Origin of the sequence: Micromonospora sp. NPDC050200, assembly GCF_040656135.1 — a bacterium.
Lineage (GTDB): Bacteria > Actinomycetota > Actinomycetes > Mycobacteriales > Micromonosporaceae > Micromonospora.
Window position 1 is genome coordinate 281,583 of record NZ_JBFALG010000001.1, and the last position, 17,051, is coordinate 298,633.

The window sequence follows — 17,051 nt, forward strand, 5'->3', positions numbered from 1 at the left end:
ACAGCACCCCGACCTGGTCGGCGGTGCAGTCTCAGTCTGGCAGGTCGGCGATCCGGGTCGACAGCTTGCGCAGCACCGCGAGTTCGTCGGAGCTCAGGTGATCGAGGAAGCGCGAGCGCACGGAGACGACATGGTGCCGGGCGGCTTCCTCCAGCACCATGAAGCCGTCGTCTGTCAGGTGCAGGATGCAGCCCCGCGCGTCCTGCGGGTCGGGCTCCTTGTCGATGAGGCCCCGGCCCTGCATGCGGGCCGCGTGGTGGGACAGTCGGCTGCGCGACCACTCCATCTTGGCGGCGAGGTCCTTGAGCGCCCACCGACGGTTCAGCTTCTCCGACAGTGTGCTCAGCACCTCGTAGTCCGCCGGTGACAGCCCCGAGTCGCGGGCCAGGTCCCGGCCGAGCCGCGCCGGCAGCGCTGTCAGCAGGCGTCGGAAGGCACGCCACCCCTGTTCCTCGTCCTCACTCAGCCAGGCAGTGTCCACCCCGTCACCCTACCGTTTGTTGACACGTCATTGAAGGCCGATGTACGTTCGTTGACATGTCATCGACACCCCCGAACGCGCCCATGAACATCCTCGTCATCGTCGCGAGTACCCGCCCCGGGCGGCTCGGACCTGCGATCGCCGACTGGTTTGTCCGGGCAACCCTTCCGGAAGCCGCACGTGACGGGATCGCCGTCGACGTCGCGGACCTGGCCGACATCGGACTGCCACTGCTCGACGAGCCCGAGCATCCCTCCAGCGGCATCTACGTCCACGAACACACCCGCGCGTGGAGCCGACGGGTGGCCGCAGCTGACGCATTCGTCGTGGTCACGCCTGAGTACAACTACGGCATGCCGGCGGCGTTGAAGAACGCCCTCGATTTCCTCTACCACGAGTGGGCGTGGAAGCCGGTGGGGTTCGTCAGCTACGGCAACACCTCGGCCGGCACTCGGTCCGTACAGATGACCAAGCAGGTCGTCACGACCTTGAAGATGATGCCCATCGGCGCCACCGTCGCCCTACGTATCGCCGACAGCACCCGCAACGGACAGGTGATCGAGTCCGCAGGAATCGAGAGAGCTGCCCGCGATGTGCTGCTCGAGCTGAGCCGGGTGGCCTGGGCGATGCGGTCCCTGCGCACCGGGGCCGACAGTGAAGACACCAGCATTCCCGGGCCGGTCGATGGCCTGACGCTGACCACAGCGCGGGCGGACGACCTGGCGGAACTGCTCGTGCTCCAGCGGTGCTGTTGGGTACAGGAGGCCCTCGCGAACGACACCCTCGACCTGGCGCCGCTACGGGAGACACTCGAGGACCTGCGCGCCTCGATGTCGACCTGGCAGCTGTGGTGCGTACGCCGGCACGGACGCCTCGTCGCGGCGGTCCGAGCCCGGGCACACGAGCGGGCGTGGCTGATCGGTCGCCTGATGGTGGCTCCCGACCAGGCCGGGAATGGCATCGGCTCCTGGCTGCTCTCGTACGCCGAAGAGCAGGCCCCTGAGGAGACCACGCACTGCGCGCTGTTCACCGGCCACCGCAGCACGCGCAACATCGCGCTGTACGAGCGCGCCGGCTATGCCCTCACCGCCGCCGACGGTACCCCGGACGACAGCGTCTACCTCGCCAAGCAGCGGCAGTTGACCGCCTGACAACGTGTCTCGTGGATCATGTCGTCAGCGTGCGGCCTGCGACGTGACGGGTGCGATGAGACGAAGTCCGCCGTTCGCGCCAGAGCGCGAGTGGTGGGCCGGCGATTGCCGGCCCACCACCTGTTTCCGTTGCGGCGACGGCGCGCTACAGAGCCGCGCAGTCACCGCCCTTGGCACCGTTCAACGTGTTCGGTGCGCCGAAGTCCTTGACCGCCGCGCTGTTGCCGGTGCAGCTCAGCGATCCGTTGACCCGGCTACCGACCAGGATCGGCCCGTAGACGCCGGCCAGCCGGCTGAACCGCTCGTTGGCGGTCACCTGGACGTTGTCCGAGAGGGTGAGCGAGCCGTCGAAGGTGCTGCCGGCAATCGTCACGTCCCGGGTGGCTCCGGTGATCCGGGCGGGGCCGTTCACCGTGCTGCCGAACAGCTGCACCGCCTGGGCGCCGGTCGCCGTCAACCCGCCGTCGATCGAGCTGTCGCTGACCACCAACGAAGCGCCTGGACGCACCGATACCCCACCGGCCACCTGGGCGCTCTTGAGGCAGGTCACGCCCTCGCTGGCCACGACTCGCGGTTGCTGGCCGGTGAGCGTCCTCGTGCAGTCGGGCGACGAGCCCGGCAGCACGGTGGCCCGGTAGGCGCTCGGCTCACCGATGTTGCCAGCCGGGTCGATCGCCCGGTGCTCCACCAGGTGTGTGCCGAAGCCCGGCACGAACCCGCCGCCCGGATGGTTGTCCGGCAGCGTCTGCTCGAACGCCGCCTTCGACAGACCGCCGGTGCCGAGGTTGCCGTACGTCAGCGCCTTCACGGTCGTGCCCGAGTGGCGGAACTTGAACGGCGACGCGGGCATCGGCTGCTCGGGGAACCCGAAGTAGTTGAACCACCCGTCCTTGTCCAGCCGGAGCTGGCCAACGACGTGACGGTCTTCGGCATACCCGGTGTGGTCGTCCTGCGGGGTCAGCCACATGTCCCAACCGTCGAAGTACACCGGGTGCTCCATGCCGTCCGCGAGCCGGGTCAGCGGCTCCGACAGGGTGCGCGGTGCGGTCGGCCGTGCGTTGTCGACGGTCCATTCGATTCGGTCGGAGACGCCACCCGGATCGGCCGGGTCGGTCACCGCCGCGGCCAGCTTGTAGGTGCCCGGCGCCAGATTCAGCGCACCGAGGTCGAGGTTGCTGCTGTTGTGCGGGTTCGGCAGCGTCTTGCCGTCGAGCGACCAGGTCACCTCGGGGATCCGGTCGTCCAGGTGGTTGGTCCGCACGTAGACCACCTCGTCACCGGCGACCGGCTGGGTGTTCAGCGTGGCGCCGGTGATGGTCGCCGCGGGCGACGACGGCGCCGTCTTCGTGTCACCCACCGTCCACTGCCGGGTCTGCACGAACCGCGCTCCGTTGTAGCCCGAGTTCGTGGCCGTGTTGCTGGTCGACGGGTTGCGGACCCAGTCGACGCCGTCCGGCCCCACCGGGTCACGCACCTCGACATGCACCACGGTCCCGGCGGGCAGGTCCAGCTCACCGAGGTCGAGGTTGCGGCTGTTGTGCGTGTCGAGCACGGTGCCGTCCGGTCCACCGATCCGCCAGGTGACCTGCAGCTCGTGGTAACGCGGCTGCCCGGTCTCGACCCACAGCACACCGTCGGACGCCACCGTGCCCAGCGGGGTGTGCCGGACGTTCATCTGCCCGGAGTTACGCATACCTGTCACCCGGGCGACCATGTGCTCGCGGCCGATCTGGTCGAAGTCGAACCCGATCCAGCGCATCATCGAGTGCTGGCTCGGCCGACGCTGGCCGCACGGGTACATGCCGCCGCCCTCGTGCACCCCGATCGTGCCGCCGGACAGGCTCTCCTCGCCGATCCACCGCCACCATTTGTGCTGGTCCCCGACCATCTTCTGCGGATCGCTGTAGGTGGTGTGGTGGAAGCTGCTGGGCTCACCGCCGGTGTAGCAGTTCCGCACCACGTCACGGGAGGAGTACGGATACTCGTCGACCAACGTGCCGAGCGAGTGGCCGATCTCGTGCAACGAGATCAGCGGCCCCTGCGGGGAGCCGCCGGAGGTCGTCGCGTTCGTACCGCCGATCCCGCCGTACGTGAACGTGTTGAAGATCGCCAGGGTCTGCACGTTCTGCGCGGTACGGGGGATGCCCATCACCGGCGCCACGTAGGTGTCGATGATCCGGTTCTGCGCCTGGGTGCCGGTCTCGCAGGGGTTGACCCCGGCCGGGTAGTAGGCGGCGTAGCTGGCACAGTCCAGCGGCGCGCCGCCGTAAACGGTGCCGCGCGACAGCGGGTCGTTACAGCCGTCCTGGAAGATCATGCGCAGCGCGGTGTTCTTGGCGTTGATCGGACCCTCACGCTGGCCGCTGTCACGGATCGTGCCGTCCGGGTGGCGTACCCGGCCATCGGGGTCGCACCGGACGCCGTAGTCGATCGAGGCGATCTCCACCGCGTACACGTTGATGTAGTCGCGGTAGGTCCGGAACGGTTCCGTGGCCCACATGACGGCCAGGTTGCGGTCCACGTCCTCCAGGAAGAGCCGCTGCTGGTCCCACTGGTAGCCGTCACCGAGAATGATCAGATTCAGCCGCTCAGTCGACGGGCCGGTGACTTGAATCGGATGCACCTTCGGGCTGGGCAATGGCATCGGCGGGCTGTCCGCCGGAGCGCCGCTCGCCGGGCCGGCGCTCAGCAAGCCGGCCACCAAGGCTACCGCCGCGAGGGTCGCGACCTTGAGTCTCACTGGCTATCCACCTCACCTTCGTCCGCCGGCATTTCCCTCCGGCCACCTGAAGCTAATTCCGGCAAGGCTCAGGAATCACCAGACACCTGACGGAACTTCCGTGGGCACCGGCCGTCCAACGTCGCAACGCGCCGATCCACCGGGACTTCACCAAGGGCGGCTTCGGCCCTCGACCACCAACTCAGCCTGGTCGACTGCCCGACATCCGAGCAGGAGGTCGACTGCCACAGCGAAGCCCGCAAGCGCCGGCACCTGAACCGCTACGAGGTCCTACGGACGCCGTCGACCATGCGGGGAAGGGCGAGCGGGTTGGCCTCGCGCAGTTCCGGTGGGAGCAGCGGGTCGGGGGTGTTCTGGTAGCAGACCGGGCGCAGCCAGCGCTCGATCGCGGTGCTTCCCACCGAGGTCGAGCCGCTGGTGGAGGCGGGGTAAGGTCCGCCGTGATGCATGGCAGGGGCGACCGTCACCCCGGTGGGCCAACCGTCCACGACGACCCGCCCCGCAATCTCGCTCAGCCCGGCGACCAGTTCCGCCGCCACATGGTCCCGTTCGTCGGCAGCCAGGTGCACGGTCGCTGTGAGGTTGCCCGGGAGGGCGCGGAGCACCGCGTCCCGCTCCGCCGTCGAGCCGTAGCGGACCAGCACGGTGACCGGCCCGAAGCATTCCTCCAGCAGTTCCCGGTACGGCCCACCCTCGGCGAGCCGCGACGCGGCGACGGTCAGCACGCCCGGCCGGATGGCCAGCGGAGTCTCGTCATCGCCGGCCTCCCCCGCTGTGAGCGGTTCCGTCACGCCGGGAAGCGCGACGCGGGAGCGGACGCCGGCCAGGAACGCCGCGCGCATGCGCGGGTCGAGCAGCGGCCCGGACGGCACCGCCGCCGTGGCGACCGCCCGGATGACGGCGTCACCCGCCGGTCCCTCGGGGAGGAGGACGAGACCCGGCTTGACGCAGAACTGGCCCAGACCCTGGGTGTACGAGGCAGCGAGCCCCGCTCCGATCTCCTCCGCTCTGGTCTCGGCCGCCCGCGCGGTCACCACAACCGGGTTGAGACTGCCCAGCTCGCCGTGAAATGGAATCGGCCGCGGCCGGGAGGACGCGAGGTCGAACAACGCGCGACCGCCGCGCACCGAGCCGGTGAACCCGACGGCCGCTGTCAGTGGGTGGCGTACGAGTTCCGGGCCCGCGTCGAAGCCGTGGACCAGGCGGACGACGTCCTCGGGCAGCCCGACCTCAGCCGCCGCCGAGCGGAGGATCCGGGCGCACAGGACGGAGGTGGCCGGATGGTCCGGGTGCGCCTTGACCACCACCGGGCACCCCGCGGCCAACGCGCTCGCGGTGTCGCCGCCCGGCACACTGAAGGCCAGCGGGAAGTTGCTCGCCGCGAAGACCGCGACCACGCCCAGCTGCACTTTGTAGCGCCGCAGGTCGGGGCGGGGCGCGGGCTTCGCCAGCGGGTCGGCATGGTCGATGATCACGTCCAGGTAGGCGCCGGCTTCGACCACGTCCCCGAATGCGCGGAGCTGGTAGCACGTGCGGGCGAGCTCGCCCGTGAGCCGTACCCGGCCGAGCGCCGACTCCGCATCGGCAGTCGCGATGATCTCCTCGCCGCTCTTCTCCAGGAACGTGGCAGCCGTGCGTAGCAGGTCTGCCCGCGCGGCGCGGTCCCTGAGTGCCGCGCCGGCTGCGGCGGCGGCCCGCACCGCCTCGTCCACGTCCTCCGCCGTCGACTCGGTCGCGACGCGTCCCTGCGGCTCTCCGGTACGCGGGTCGATGCTCAGCACGTCACTCACGGTCTCGTCCTCTTTTCCGTCGTGTCTTCGGTCGCCTCGACGGGCGTCGTGTCTTCGGCCAGGGCGGCGAGCTCTGCCAGGGGCACCGGTACGGCGAGGCTGCGGGTGGCCAGCGGGCGCAGGTCCTCCGACGTGGTCTCGCGCCTGCTCAGACAGGCCGCGATCTCGGTGGTGGCGAAGCCGCACACCCGTCCCTGGCACCAGCCCATCCCCGGCCGGGCCAGCATCTTCAGCGTGCGCGCATCCTCCGCGCCGAGGTCGTCGTGCGCCCGGCGCAGGTCACCGTACGAGACCTCCTCGCAGCGGCAGACCGGGGTCGTCTCCGACAGCCACTGCGGCCACGCCCGCGGCACCGGATAGGTCCGGTGCATGGCGGCGGCGAACCGGCGCCCCCGCCGGACGGCGCTTCGCAGCCGCCTCATCACGGCCGGGTCGGCCGGCTGGCCCAGTGCGGCGGCGACGGCGAGCCCGCTCAGCCGTCCCTCGTGGACGGCCAGGGCCGCGCCGCCCACGCCGGTCGCCTCGCCCGCGACGTACAGCCCCTCGACGGTGCTGCGCTGATGGTCGTCAACGACCACGACGAGGGATCCGTCGACGTCCTTCGCCGTCTCCGCGCCGAGCATGAGCGGCAGTTCGAGCGAAGGGGTGAAGCCCCACCCGAGCGCCACGAGGTCGGCGGCGATCTCCTCGTCCGGTCCGGCCGGGCGGCCGTCGCGGTCCACCCTGGTGATCCGGACCGCCTCGACCCTGTCCGTACCGAGGATCTGACGAATCACGGTCCTCGTCCGGTACGGGATGCGGTGCCGGGCCATGAGCGCCGCGTACTGCAGTGCCTCGACACCCTTGCCCGGCGCGGAGATCGCGCCGACCGGGTCGCGCAGCCAGCCGAGCGTTCCGTTGGCCTCGACGACGGCCGCGACGCTCACCCCGGCCCGCGCGAGGCCGGTGGCCACGGGAAGCAGGAACGGGCCGGTGCCGGCGACAACGGCTCGCCGTCCCGCCGCCGTGCGATGCCCCTTGAGCAGGGCTTGCACTCCCCCTGCGGTCATCACGCCGGGCAGGTCCCAGCCGGGGAGCGGCAGTTGCCGGTCGTATCCCCCGGGGCACAGGATCAGCGCCCGCGCGATGAACGTATGGTCGGCCCCATCGGCCGTGGACGTGGCGGCCGTCACCCGGAGGGTGAACGCGCCGCTCTCGCCCCTGGTGATGAGCCAGACCTGGTGCCCGGGGAGGTAGTGGATCCGGCCGGCGGCGCGGAGGGCGTACATGCGGTCCCGCAGCCCGGTGAAGACCGGCCAGCCGTGCTGGCCGACGCGATCGTCGGGGCGGGCGTGGTTCTCGTCGTAGTGCCGCCAGTACTGCCCGCCGGGTTGTCCGGCGGTGTCGATCAGGGCGACGCCGAGCCCGGCCTCGGCGGCCTCGACGGCGGCGGCGAGCCCGGCCGGGCCCGCGCCGACCACGGCGACGTCATGCACGGGTGGCATCGTCGTTCCTCCGCTCGCCGGCGTCTTCGAGGTCTGCGCCGGTCTCGGCGTCGTCGCCGAGGCTCATGCCATCGGCGGCGGTGACCAGGCAGGCGCGCTGGTCGGGGACGTCGTCGACGGTGATCAGGCAGTCGAAGCAGACGCCGATGCCGCAGAACAGCCCCCGGGGCCTGCCGCCCTTGCGGGTGGTGCGCCAGTCGAGGATTCCGGCGGCGACCAGCGCGGCGGCGACGCTCTGGCCGGGGTCAGCCGGAACGGTGGCACCGCGGAAGGTCATCTGATGAGTCATCGCAGCGCCTCCTCGGCGTCGGCGAACCGGTCCGGGGCGAACGGCGTGAGGTCCAGGTCGGGCCGCTCGCCCACGAGCGCCTGGGCGATCAGCTTGCCGGTCCCGGCGGACAGGCCGACGCCGGCGCCCTCGTGGCCGCAGGCGTGCCAGAGGCCGGGCGCGCGGGGGTCGGGACCGATGACGGGCAGGTGATCGGGGCAGTAGGGGCGGAAGCCGAGGTAGGTGCGCATCGCGCGGACCTCCCGAAGCATCGGAAACAGCGCGATCGCCTTGGCCGCGAGCGTGCCGATCGCGGGGACGGACACGGCCCGGTCGAAACCGACCCGCTCGCGCGACGCGCCGACGAGGATGCTGCCGCTGGCGGTCCCCTCGACGACGGGCGAGGTCTGCAGGGCCGCGTCGGAGCTGGCCACGTCGCCGACGTACTCGGCGGAGTACACCTTGTGGCGGATCGTCCGGGGCGGCATCGGCTGGGTGACCAGGACGAAGCCGCGCCGGGGCAGCACCGGGACGCGCACCCCGGCGAGGCCCGCGACGCCGCCGGCCCACGTGCCGGAGGCGTTCAACACCGCCCCGGCGGGGATGTCGCCGCCGGGCGTCCGCACGCCCGTCACCCGGGCGCCGTCGCGCAGGAACCCCGTCACCTCGGTACGCGTACGCACCTGCGCCCCACGCGCACGGGCCAGCCGCAGCAGGTGCGCCGCGACCAGCATCGGCTGGACCTGGGCGTCCTGCGGGTAGAAGGCGCCCCCGGCGAGCTCCGGGGAAAGATGCGGCTCGTAGTCACGCAACTCGGTCCGCGCGACGTCACGGACCTCGACACCGCACCGGCGCTGGCGGACGGCGAGCTCGCGCAGCGACGCGACGTTCTGCTCCGACGCCGCGACGACCAGGCCGCCCTTGGACTCGAACTCCCACAGATCGGCGTGTTCCGCGAGATCCTCACGCCAGACCCGCTGCGAGTACAACGCCAGGTCGAGCTCGGGACCGGCCTCCTTGTCGGACACCAGCACGTTGCCCTCGCCGGCGCTGGAGGTGCCCCCGGCGATCGCGCCGCGCTCGACGACGACCACCCGCACCCCCGCCAGCGATGCGAAGTACGCGCTGGCCGCGCCCACGACGCCCGCCCCGACGACCACGAGGTCCGCGCTGTGCTGACGGTTCGCTCGCTGACGCTCGCTCATGACGTGTCCTTCGCGCCACCTGCCCACAGACCTCGCACGTGGCCGATGTGCCGGTGCATCAGCAACTCGGCCCCGGACGGGTCGCGGGCTTCGATGAAGTCCAGGAGCTCGTGGTGCTCGGCGGCCGAGCGGCCCAGCCTGCCGCTCTCCAGCAGCGGGGTCAGGCCGAGCAGCCGGGTCTGCGAGCGCAGGTCGGAGACGACGTCCATCAGGAACCGGTTACGGCTGTAGCCGAGCAGGGTCAGGTGGAAGACGTGGTCGGCCTCGATGTAACCGACCAGGTCGCCGCGCTCCGCCGCATCGACGATGGCCTGCGCCAGCGTCCGCAGTTCGGGGATGTCCTCCTTCGGGATCACCGCCACGGTGTCCCGCACGGTCGGCGGCTCGATGAGCAGCCGCACGGCGGCCAGGTTGTCGAGGTCCTCCTCGGACATCTCCGTGATCCGGAAGCCCTTGTTCGGCTGGGGGACGACCAGGCCCCCCTTCACCAGGTCGAGCATGGCCTCCCGCACCGGTGTGGGCGAGACGCCGAGCTGCGCGCCCAGCGCCGGAGCCGAGTAGACCACGCCGGGCTCCAGCTTGCCGGAGATGATCGCGGCACGCAGGGCGTCCCTGATCCGGTCGCGGAGGTTCTCCTTCCGGCCGACACCAGGCAGGTCGGGGACGGGCACCGGGCTCACAGCAGGAACCCCGCGGGAAACGGGTCGGTGGGATCGAGGTGGAACTGCGAGGTTGCGGTGACCCACGCCCGGCCGGTGATCGACGGCAGCACAGCGGGCAGTGCCCCGACCGTGGTCTCGTCGAGCAGCCGCCCGGTGAAGCGGGTGCCGATGAACGACTCGTTGACGAAGTCCTCACCGATACCCAGTTCGCCGCGCGCGTGCAACTGCGCCATCCGGGCGCTCGTGCCCGTGCCGCAGGGAGAACGGTCGAACCAGCCGGGGTGGATGGCCATGGCGTGCCGCGACAACCTGGCGGTCGAGCCGGGGGCCTTCAGATAGACATGGTGGCAGCCGTTGATGTCGTCGCGCTCGGGGTGGATCGGCCGGTCCTGCTCGTTAACCGCCTCCATGATCGCCAGACCGGCGGCCAGCAGGTCACCGGCGCGGGACCGGTCGAAGGGCAGCCCCAGCTCCGCCAGATCGACGATCGCGTAGAAGTTCCCGCCGAAAGCCATGTCGTACCCGACCTCGCCGAAGCCCGGCACCTCGACCTTCCGCTCCAGCGCGTGCACGAACGACGGGACGTTCTGGATGGTGACCGACTCCGCCGCACCGTTCCGCACCGTCACGGATGCGACGACCAGCCCGGCGGGGGTGTCGAGCCTGATCGTGGTCACCGGCTCGACAACGGGCACCATCCCCGTCTCGACGAGCACCGTCGCGACCCCGATCGTGCCGTGGCCGCACATCGGCAGCAGCCCGGAGACCTCGATGAAGAGCACGCCGTAGTCGGCGTCGGGACGAGTCGGCGGCTGCAGGATCGCGCCGCTCATCGCGGCGTGGCCGCGCGGCTCGTACATCAGCAGCGTCCGAACGTCGTCGCTGTTCTCCATGAACCACAACCTGCGCTCGGCCATGGTCGCCCCGGGGATCGTGCCCATGCCGCCGACGACCACTCGGGTGGGCATGCCCTCGGTGTGCGAGTCGACGGCGTGGAACGTGCGGCGGGACCTCACTTGTAGCCCTTGCCCAGGACTGCTTCGGTGTCGGCGGTGATCCTGGCCGCCACCTCGGGCGGGAGCGGCAGTCGCGGCGGACGACAGACGCCGCCCTTGCGGCCGGAGACGTCCATCGACAGCTTGATCGACTGCACGAACTCGGTCTTGGAGTCCCAGCGCAGCAGCGGGTGCAGGTCGCGGTAGATCGGCAGCGCCCTGGCGATGTCGGCGGGGTCGCCCGAGGTGGCCAGCCGGTAGAGCTCCACGGTGCTCTCCGGGATCGCGTTCGGATAGCCGGCGATCCAGCCGACGGCGCCGGCGATGCCCAGCTCGAGCAGCACGTCGTCGGCACCGACCAGGAGGTCCAGGCCGGGTGCCAGCTCGCCGATCTCGTACGCCCTGCGGACGTCGCCGGTGAACTCCTTGACGCCCACGACGAGGCCCTCATGGAACAGTTCGGCGAGCAGCGAGGGAGTGAGGTCGACCTTCGTGTCGATCGGGTTGTTGTAGGCGACCACCGGCAGCCCGGCCCGGGCGACCTCGCGGTAGTGCTCGACGACGGCCCCGCGATCCGCGCGGTAGGCGTTCGGCGGCAGCAGCAGGACGGAGGTGGCCCCGGCTGCGGCGGCCTGCTCGGTCCAGCGGCGGGCCTCGAGCGCGCCGTAGGCGGCGACGCCGGGCATGACGCCGAAGCCGGCGGGGGCGGCCTGGACGGCCACCTCGACGACCCTCGCCCGCTCCTGCGGGGTCAGCGTCTGGTACTCGCCGAGCGATCCGTTGGGCGTCACCCCGTCACAGCCGCCGGCGGCGAGGAACCGGACGTGCTCGGCGTACGCGTCGTAGTCGATGGAGAGGTCGTCGTGGAAGGGCAGTGCCGTCGCGACGTGAACGCCACGCCACGGCCTGGTGGGGGTGGTCATTGAGGTCTCCTTGATGGTCGTGGCGCGAAACACCGGACAGTGCAAGATCAGATGGTCTGGGCTGCCATCCACTTCTCCAGGCCGCCGGCTTCCAGCGGCAGCGCGCGGGACAGCACCTCCGCGCCGTCCGGCGTGACCAGGAGGTCGTCCTCGATGCGCACGCCGATTCCGCGCAGCTCCGGAGGCACGGTCAGGTCGTGTGCGTGGAAGTACAGCCCGGGCTCGACCGCGAGCACCATGCCCGGTGCCATGGCCGCGCCCTGATAGGCCTCCTCGGCAGCCCGGCCGCAGTCGTGCACGTCCAGCCCCAGGTGATGGCCGACGCCGCACACCAGATAGCGCCGGTGGTGCTGGCCGGTGTCGGAGAGCGCCTCGTCCACGGAGACCGGCAGCAGTCCCCAGTCTGCCAGTCCCCGCGCGATCACCTCCATCGCCGCATGGTGGAAGTCGGTGAACCGGCGGCCGGGTCCCACCGCCGCCAGCCCGGCCCGGTGGGCCTGTTCCACCAGGTCGTGCACCTGCCGCTGAACGGGAGAGAACCGCCCGGAGGCGGGGAGCGTGCGGGTGACGTCGGCGGTGTAACAGCTCTTGACCTCGACGCCCATGTCGAGCAGGAGCACCTCGTCCGGCAGCACCGGGCCGTCGCAGCGCACCCAGTGCAGCGTGGGCGCGTGCCGGCCACTGCCGACGATCGTGGCGTAGCCGGGGCCGTTGCCGTACGCCCGGGCGTACCGGTCGAAGGTGCCCTGCAGCCACCGCTCCCCGGGCCCGGCGATCGCGGTGGGGATCTCGCGGACGACCGCGGCGAAGCCCTCGACCGTGCGGTCCACGGCGTCGCGGAGCTGCCCGATCTCCCACTCGTCCTTGTACATGCGCAGTTCGGCGAGGGTACGGTCTACCTCCTCGTCCCGGGTCACGTCCTCGGTGAGCTCCGCGAGCGGCCGGACGTCGACGCCCAGCGCCCGCGCCCAGTCGGCCAGTCCCGGAGCGGCCCCGACCCACAGTTCGCCGTAACGGGCGTCGGTCCAGAAGGCGGAGTCGCCGGGACAGGCGGGCGGCGGCAGGTAGAGCGTGGCGTCGCCGCCGCGCAGCACCACCACGGCGTTCTCGATGGCGCAGCCGGTCACCCAGACGAAGTCGCTGTCCGGACGGAAATCGTACGTCGTGTCGTTGCTGCGCACGGGCGCCTCTCCCGCGGCGAGCACGATGGTCCGGCCGGGGAGCGCCTCGGCCAGCCGGGCCCGGTGGGCGGCGGCTGCCTCGGCGGCGCCGGGGACGACTGGCGCGGTGCGGTCGGGCACGCCCCATCCCGTGTTCATGTGCTCCGTGAACGCCGCGATCTCGGACAGCTTCGGCGGCTTGCCTTCACGCATCGGTGACCCCTCCTCCGACATTCCTGACCAGCTCGGTCAGCCGGGCGAAGACCTTGTCGTCGCCGATGCCGTCGTGTTCGTACTCGTTGGTGACCCAGGTCTGGACGTTGCCGACCCGGGACGCGGTGTCCAGTTGCAGGCCGGCGTCCACGTACATGTCGTCGTAGTAGACGGCCGCGGCGACCGGGACCTCGTTGGCGGCCAGCCGGTCGAGGTCGTAGAGCGGTGGCCACTCCCCCCGGACGGCCAGCAGCTCGACGGCGCCGCGGAACGGGCGCAGCTCGGCGATCTCCTCGAACATCCAGGGATAGATCATTTCCCCGGTGAACAGCAGCGGCCTGGCCTCCTCCGCGAACCGCGGGTGCCTCCCCCGTTCGGCCTGCGCCGCCCAACCGGTGGCGGCGGCGCCGTGTCCGTAGATGCTCTCCTGCAGGGCCGCGAACAGCGGGTTGTCGCTGTAGGAGGTCCTGGCCAGCACCTGGTGCAGAAACGTCGCCGACAGCTCGTCTCCCGAGAAGGCCTCGTCGAGCAGCCAGTGCATGCGCTCGTATCCGGGCTTCATGCCGAAGTCGATGCCGAGCGACTGCAGCCGCCGGACCGTGAGCACGTCGCCGTCGGGCAGCAGCACATCGCCCTCGGCCAGCCGGTCGGCGATCCGGCCCACCTGTGCAACCTGGTGGGGGTAGCGCCGGTAGAACGCCCTGTTCTTCGCCTCGACCCGAGGATAGGTGCGCCGGTAGACCTCGGCCGCCGACGGGTCGAGACCGGGCAGGCCGCCGGTGACGTAGCAGGCACTCAAGCCTTCCGGGGCCTTCGACAGGTAGGTCAGCGTGACGAAGCCGCCGTACGACTGCCCGAGGGTGGACCAGCGCCGGCCGCCGAAGACGGTCTCCCGCAGGTGCTCGTGGTCGGCGACGATCGAGTCGGCCCGGAAGCACGCGAGGAAGCTGGCAGCCTCCTCGGCTGTCCCGAACCCGCTCATCCGGCGACCGTCGATTCGGCTGCTGCGACCGGTGCCGCGCTGATCAACCAGGACGACGCGGTGGTCGCGCAGCGCCTGGCCGAGCCAGCCGGACCGGTCGAGCGGACGCGGGCCCTTCCCGCCGGGTCCGCCCTGCAGGTAGACCAGGCACGGCAGGTCCTCACCGGCGCGTACCGGATCGACGATCTCACGGGCGAAGATCTGGATGGTGCCGCGCGCCGGGTCGGACCAGTCCAGCGGTACGTCGGTCACGTGATCGCGGACGCGCATGCCGGGAATCGTGTAGGTCGCGGCAACGGTCATCGGGCCTTCCTCTCCTGCCGGATGCGCTCCACGGCGCCCACCGCCGTGGTCCGCACGGCTCCCGCGTGATCGTGTACACACGGATTGAGCTGCCCAGACGCCATCACCACCGCCAAGTAAGGTGTGCCATTGCACTGATCTTAAGCACGACCGAAGGGCCCTGCCAAGAGGGGGCAGCGGGGAATCGACTTTGACCGCCAAGCGGGGGCGGACAGCCGCGATACGGTCAACAATCGCCTGGCGGCGAGCTGCCATGAGGGCCGACCGGCCCCGGCTCGCCCGAGAGCCCAGACCTCCACGTGGAGAGAGATGGCCACAAAAATGCCGTAGTGCACCCACAAGTAACATTGCACTCGGCTGTTCGATCCAGCGCCGCATCGCCCGCGCCGACGCTCAACGGCGGTAAGGAGTCAACGGCATCCGTGTATTTACATCTGTGCAATGATCGCCTACGGTGATCGGAACTCGAGTACCCAATGGGTGGCGCCCCCCTTACACAGCGTGACTGCCGTGCCTGCCGCGCACGGGCGATCACCGAAGTGACACCGGGAGATTTGCCTTGGGTTCCGACGCCGCACAGAGCTCATCCGGTCAGCGACAAGCCTCTCCTCACGACGCAACAATCCAGCACTCGCCGAGGAAGAAGCACTTCCTCCAGCGCATCCGCCCGGCCTCCATGCTGGTGGCCCTGGCAGCGGGTGCCCTCGTCCTCGGAACCACCCCACTGTGGGGGCCGGGCGGCCCGCATCGACTTGACGGCGCGGCCATGTCCGCGACCCCCACCTACACCGTCGGTCTGCAGCCGCCGCAGGATCCGGGTCCGTTCCCCAGCAGCGTGACACCCACGTCCTCCACCATCACGATCGCCGGCCAGCGGGACGGAGAGAGCACGTTCAAGGTCGTCAAGTACGACCAGGTTCAGCCGAAGACCTCGGGCCAAATGGACTTCGACCACTTCCACACCGGCATCGAGATCCAGTGGTGGCTGCGGAAGTGGGCCCACGAGCGTCCCGACATCGTCGACCTGCACATCGTCGGCGAGAGCTTCAGCGGGCAGCCGATCTACCAGTTGACCATCACGGACAAGTCCACCGGCGCCGACACGGACAAGCCGGCGGCCTACTTCGAGGGGAATCGCCACTCGGGCGAGGTCTCGTCAGCCGAGAGTTCGCTGTGGCTGGCGCACCACCTCATCACGCAGGCGGGCAGGGACGAGAAGGTCGACACACTGCTCGACGAGAAGACGGTGTACATCCGGCCGGTCAACAACCCCGACGGACACGACATGTACCTGTACACCGCCCAGACGAACCGGTCGACGGTGCGGCCGGACGACAACGACGGGGACGGCAAGCGCGACGAGGATCCGGGCGAGGACCTCAACGGTGACGGGTACCTGAGCCAGCTGCGCCAGCACGTCGGCGCAGGCAAGGGAACCCACGTCATTGACGAGCGGGATCCGGCCGGGAACGCCATGCTCAGTGTCGGCGCAGGCAAGGGCGACTACCTCATGTTCTCCGAGGGCATCGACAACGACGGCGACGGCCGCTACAACGAGGACGGCGTCGGCGGCCTCGACCTGCACCGCAACTACCCGTACAACTGGCATGTCATGCCGGCGGATGACGCCACCAGCCGGAACCTGACCCAGGGTGGTGCCGGCGAATACCCGTTGTCGGAGCCGGAGACCCGGCATGTGTACACCTGGTTGATGTCGCACACCAACATCGCCGCGGTGAACAGCATGGACACCCGGGTGCCCATGCATCTGCGGGGGCCCTCGACCTGCGACCCCGTCGAGTGCATGTATTCGAGCGACCGCAAGCTCTACGAACACTTCGACACGGCGGGCGCCTCCTTCACCGGCTACCGGAACACGGGGAGCGTCTACATCGACTACGCCACGCGCAACGGCGGCCAGCCGACGCCCCTGTTCGGGCACGGCCCGGACTTCGGCTACTTCCAGTACGGCGCGATCTGGTACGGCGACGAGATCTGGAACGGCGGTGACTACACCGACTACGACAAGGACGGCAGGTACGCCGACTGGGAGCGGTCGCGGTGGTGCGCTGAGAACGGCCGGACGAACTGCTTCCTGCCGTGGACCAAGGTGGAACACCCCAAGTTGGGAACGGTCGAGATCGGCGGGATCAACCCCAAGTTCTGGTCGCAGAACCCGTCGGCTGATCTGATCGGGAGGTGGGCTGTCAACCAGGCACGGTTCAACCTGTATCTGATCGAGTCACTGCCGCAGGTCCACCTGACGGAGGTCACCGCCAAGAAGCTCACGGGTGCCCAGAGCGACGGCGCGACGCACGAGATCACGGCCACGGTCACGAACACGGGCCGCATTCCGACCGCTCTCGAACAGGCAAAGGAGATCAAGATCGTCGCTCCGGACACCGTCAAGGTCGAAGGCGCCCGAACCATCGGCGCCGCACCGCAGTTCTACCTGGACGGTGGCGACAAGCAGAAGGTCCGCCTCCGGGTGATCAAGACCAGCAGCGACACGGTCACGGTGAAGACCGCCAGCGTTCGGGGCGGTCTGGATACCGCATCCACACGCCTGAACTGATCCACTTGGGGGTCCCCGCCCCGCACCGCGGGGCGGGGACCCCTCGCACGCGTCGGACGGGGTGGGCGGGAAGCTGCGTGGGCGGACGCGGGTGTGGCGTCGTTGGCCTGCTTCCTGCC

13 protein-coding genes are annotated in these 17,051 nt (G+C 70.4%); 2 read left to right on the forward strand and 11 right to left on the reverse strand.

Annotation, left to right across the window (positions count from 1 at the left end; translation table 11 throughout):
- Positions 1–31 precede the first annotated feature (31 nt).
- Entirely contained in the window at positions 32–481 is a 450-nt protein-coding gene (locus AB0I41_RS01180; RefSeq protein ID WP_357100319.1) for a MarR family transcriptional regulator, read from the reverse strand.
- Between the two features lie 56 nt (positions 482–537).
- Here AB0I41_RS01180 and AB0I41_RS01185 point away from each other — a divergent pair, with 56 nt between their 5' ends.
- Positions 538–1,632 carry a GNAT family N-acetyltransferase gene (locus AB0I41_RS01185; protein WP_357100322.1) on the forward strand — a complete coding sequence of 365 codons (1,095 nt, stop codon included), beginning with the start codon at positions 538–540 and terminating at the stop codon, positions 1,630–1,632.
- Between the two features lie 145 nt (positions 1,633–1,777).
- On the opposite strand, the gene AB0I41_RS01190 is transcribed toward AB0I41_RS01185, so the two are convergent.
- The 10 genes from AB0I41_RS01190 to AB0I41_RS01235 all read right to left on the reverse strand — a co-directional run bounded on the left by AB0I41_RS01190 (position 1,778) and on the right by AB0I41_RS01235 (position 14,357).
- A complete protein-coding gene (locus AB0I41_RS01190; RefSeq protein WP_357100325.1) occupies positions 1,778–4,372 on the reverse strand; it encodes a M64 family metallopeptidase in 2,595 nt (864 codons plus the stop codon).
- Positions 4,373–4,632: 260 nt separating this feature from the next.
- On the reverse strand, positions 4,633–6,162 hold the full coding sequence (locus tag AB0I41_RS01195; RefSeq protein ID WP_357100328.1) for an aldehyde dehydrogenase (NADP(+)): 1,530 nt from the start codon (positions 6,160–6,162) through the stop codon (positions 4,633–4,635).
- Positions 6,159–7,646, reverse strand: a complete 1,488-nt coding sequence (locus AB0I41_RS01200; protein WP_357100331.1) for an FAD-dependent oxidoreductase — start codon at positions 7,644–7,646, stop codon at positions 6,159–6,161. The genes AB0I41_RS01195 and AB0I41_RS01200 overlap by 4 nt, the downstream gene beginning before the upstream one ends.
- Positions 7,630–7,935: a (2Fe-2S)-binding protein gene (locus AB0I41_RS01205; protein ID WP_357100334.1), complete on the reverse strand. Its 306-nt coding sequence runs from the start codon at positions 7,933–7,935 to the stop codon at positions 7,630–7,632. Before AB0I41_RS01205 ends, AB0I41_RS01200 begins: the two co-directional genes overlap by 17 nt.
- A complete protein-coding gene (locus tag AB0I41_RS01210) occupies positions 7,932–9,119 on the reverse strand; it encodes an FAD-binding oxidoreductase (RefSeq protein WP_357100337.1) in 1,188 nt (395 codons plus the stop codon). Before AB0I41_RS01210 ends, AB0I41_RS01205 begins: the two co-directional genes overlap by 4 nt.
- Positions 9,116–9,799 carry a GntR family transcriptional regulator gene (locus AB0I41_RS01215; protein ID WP_357100340.1) on the reverse strand — a complete coding sequence of 228 codons (684 nt, stop codon included), beginning with the start codon at positions 9,797–9,799 and terminating at the stop codon, positions 9,116–9,118. Before AB0I41_RS01215 ends, AB0I41_RS01210 begins: the two co-directional genes overlap by 4 nt.
- On the reverse strand, positions 9,796–10,797 hold the full coding sequence (locus AB0I41_RS01220) for a proline racemase family protein (RefSeq protein ID WP_357100342.1): 1,002 nt from the start codon (positions 10,795–10,797) through the stop codon (positions 9,796–9,798). Before AB0I41_RS01220 ends, AB0I41_RS01215 begins: the two co-directional genes overlap by 4 nt.
- Positions 10,794–11,699, reverse strand: a complete 906-nt coding sequence (locus tag AB0I41_RS01225; protein ID WP_357100345.1) for a dihydrodipicolinate synthase family protein — start codon at positions 11,697–11,699, stop codon at positions 10,794–10,796. Before AB0I41_RS01225 ends, AB0I41_RS01220 begins: the two co-directional genes overlap by 4 nt.
- A 47-nt stretch (positions 11,700–11,746) precedes the next feature.
- Positions 11,747–13,072, reverse strand: a complete 1,326-nt coding sequence (locus AB0I41_RS01230) for an aminopeptidase P family protein (protein WP_357100348.1) — start codon at positions 13,070–13,072, stop codon at positions 11,747–11,749.
- Positions 13,065–14,357 carry an alpha/beta fold hydrolase gene (locus AB0I41_RS01235; protein WP_357100351.1) on the reverse strand — a complete coding sequence of 431 codons (1,293 nt, stop codon included), beginning with the start codon at positions 14,355–14,357 and terminating at the stop codon, positions 13,065–13,067. Before AB0I41_RS01235 ends, AB0I41_RS01230 begins: the two co-directional genes overlap by 8 nt.
- Positions 14,358–15,123: 766 nt before the next feature.
- Here AB0I41_RS01235 and AB0I41_RS01240 point away from each other — a divergent pair.
- Positions 15,124–16,932, forward strand: coding sequence for a M14 family metallopeptidase (locus AB0I41_RS01240; RefSeq protein ID WP_357100353.1), 1,809 nt, complete (start codon positions 15,124–15,126; stop codon positions 16,930–16,932).
- Positions 16,933–17,051: the final 119 nt, after the last annotated feature.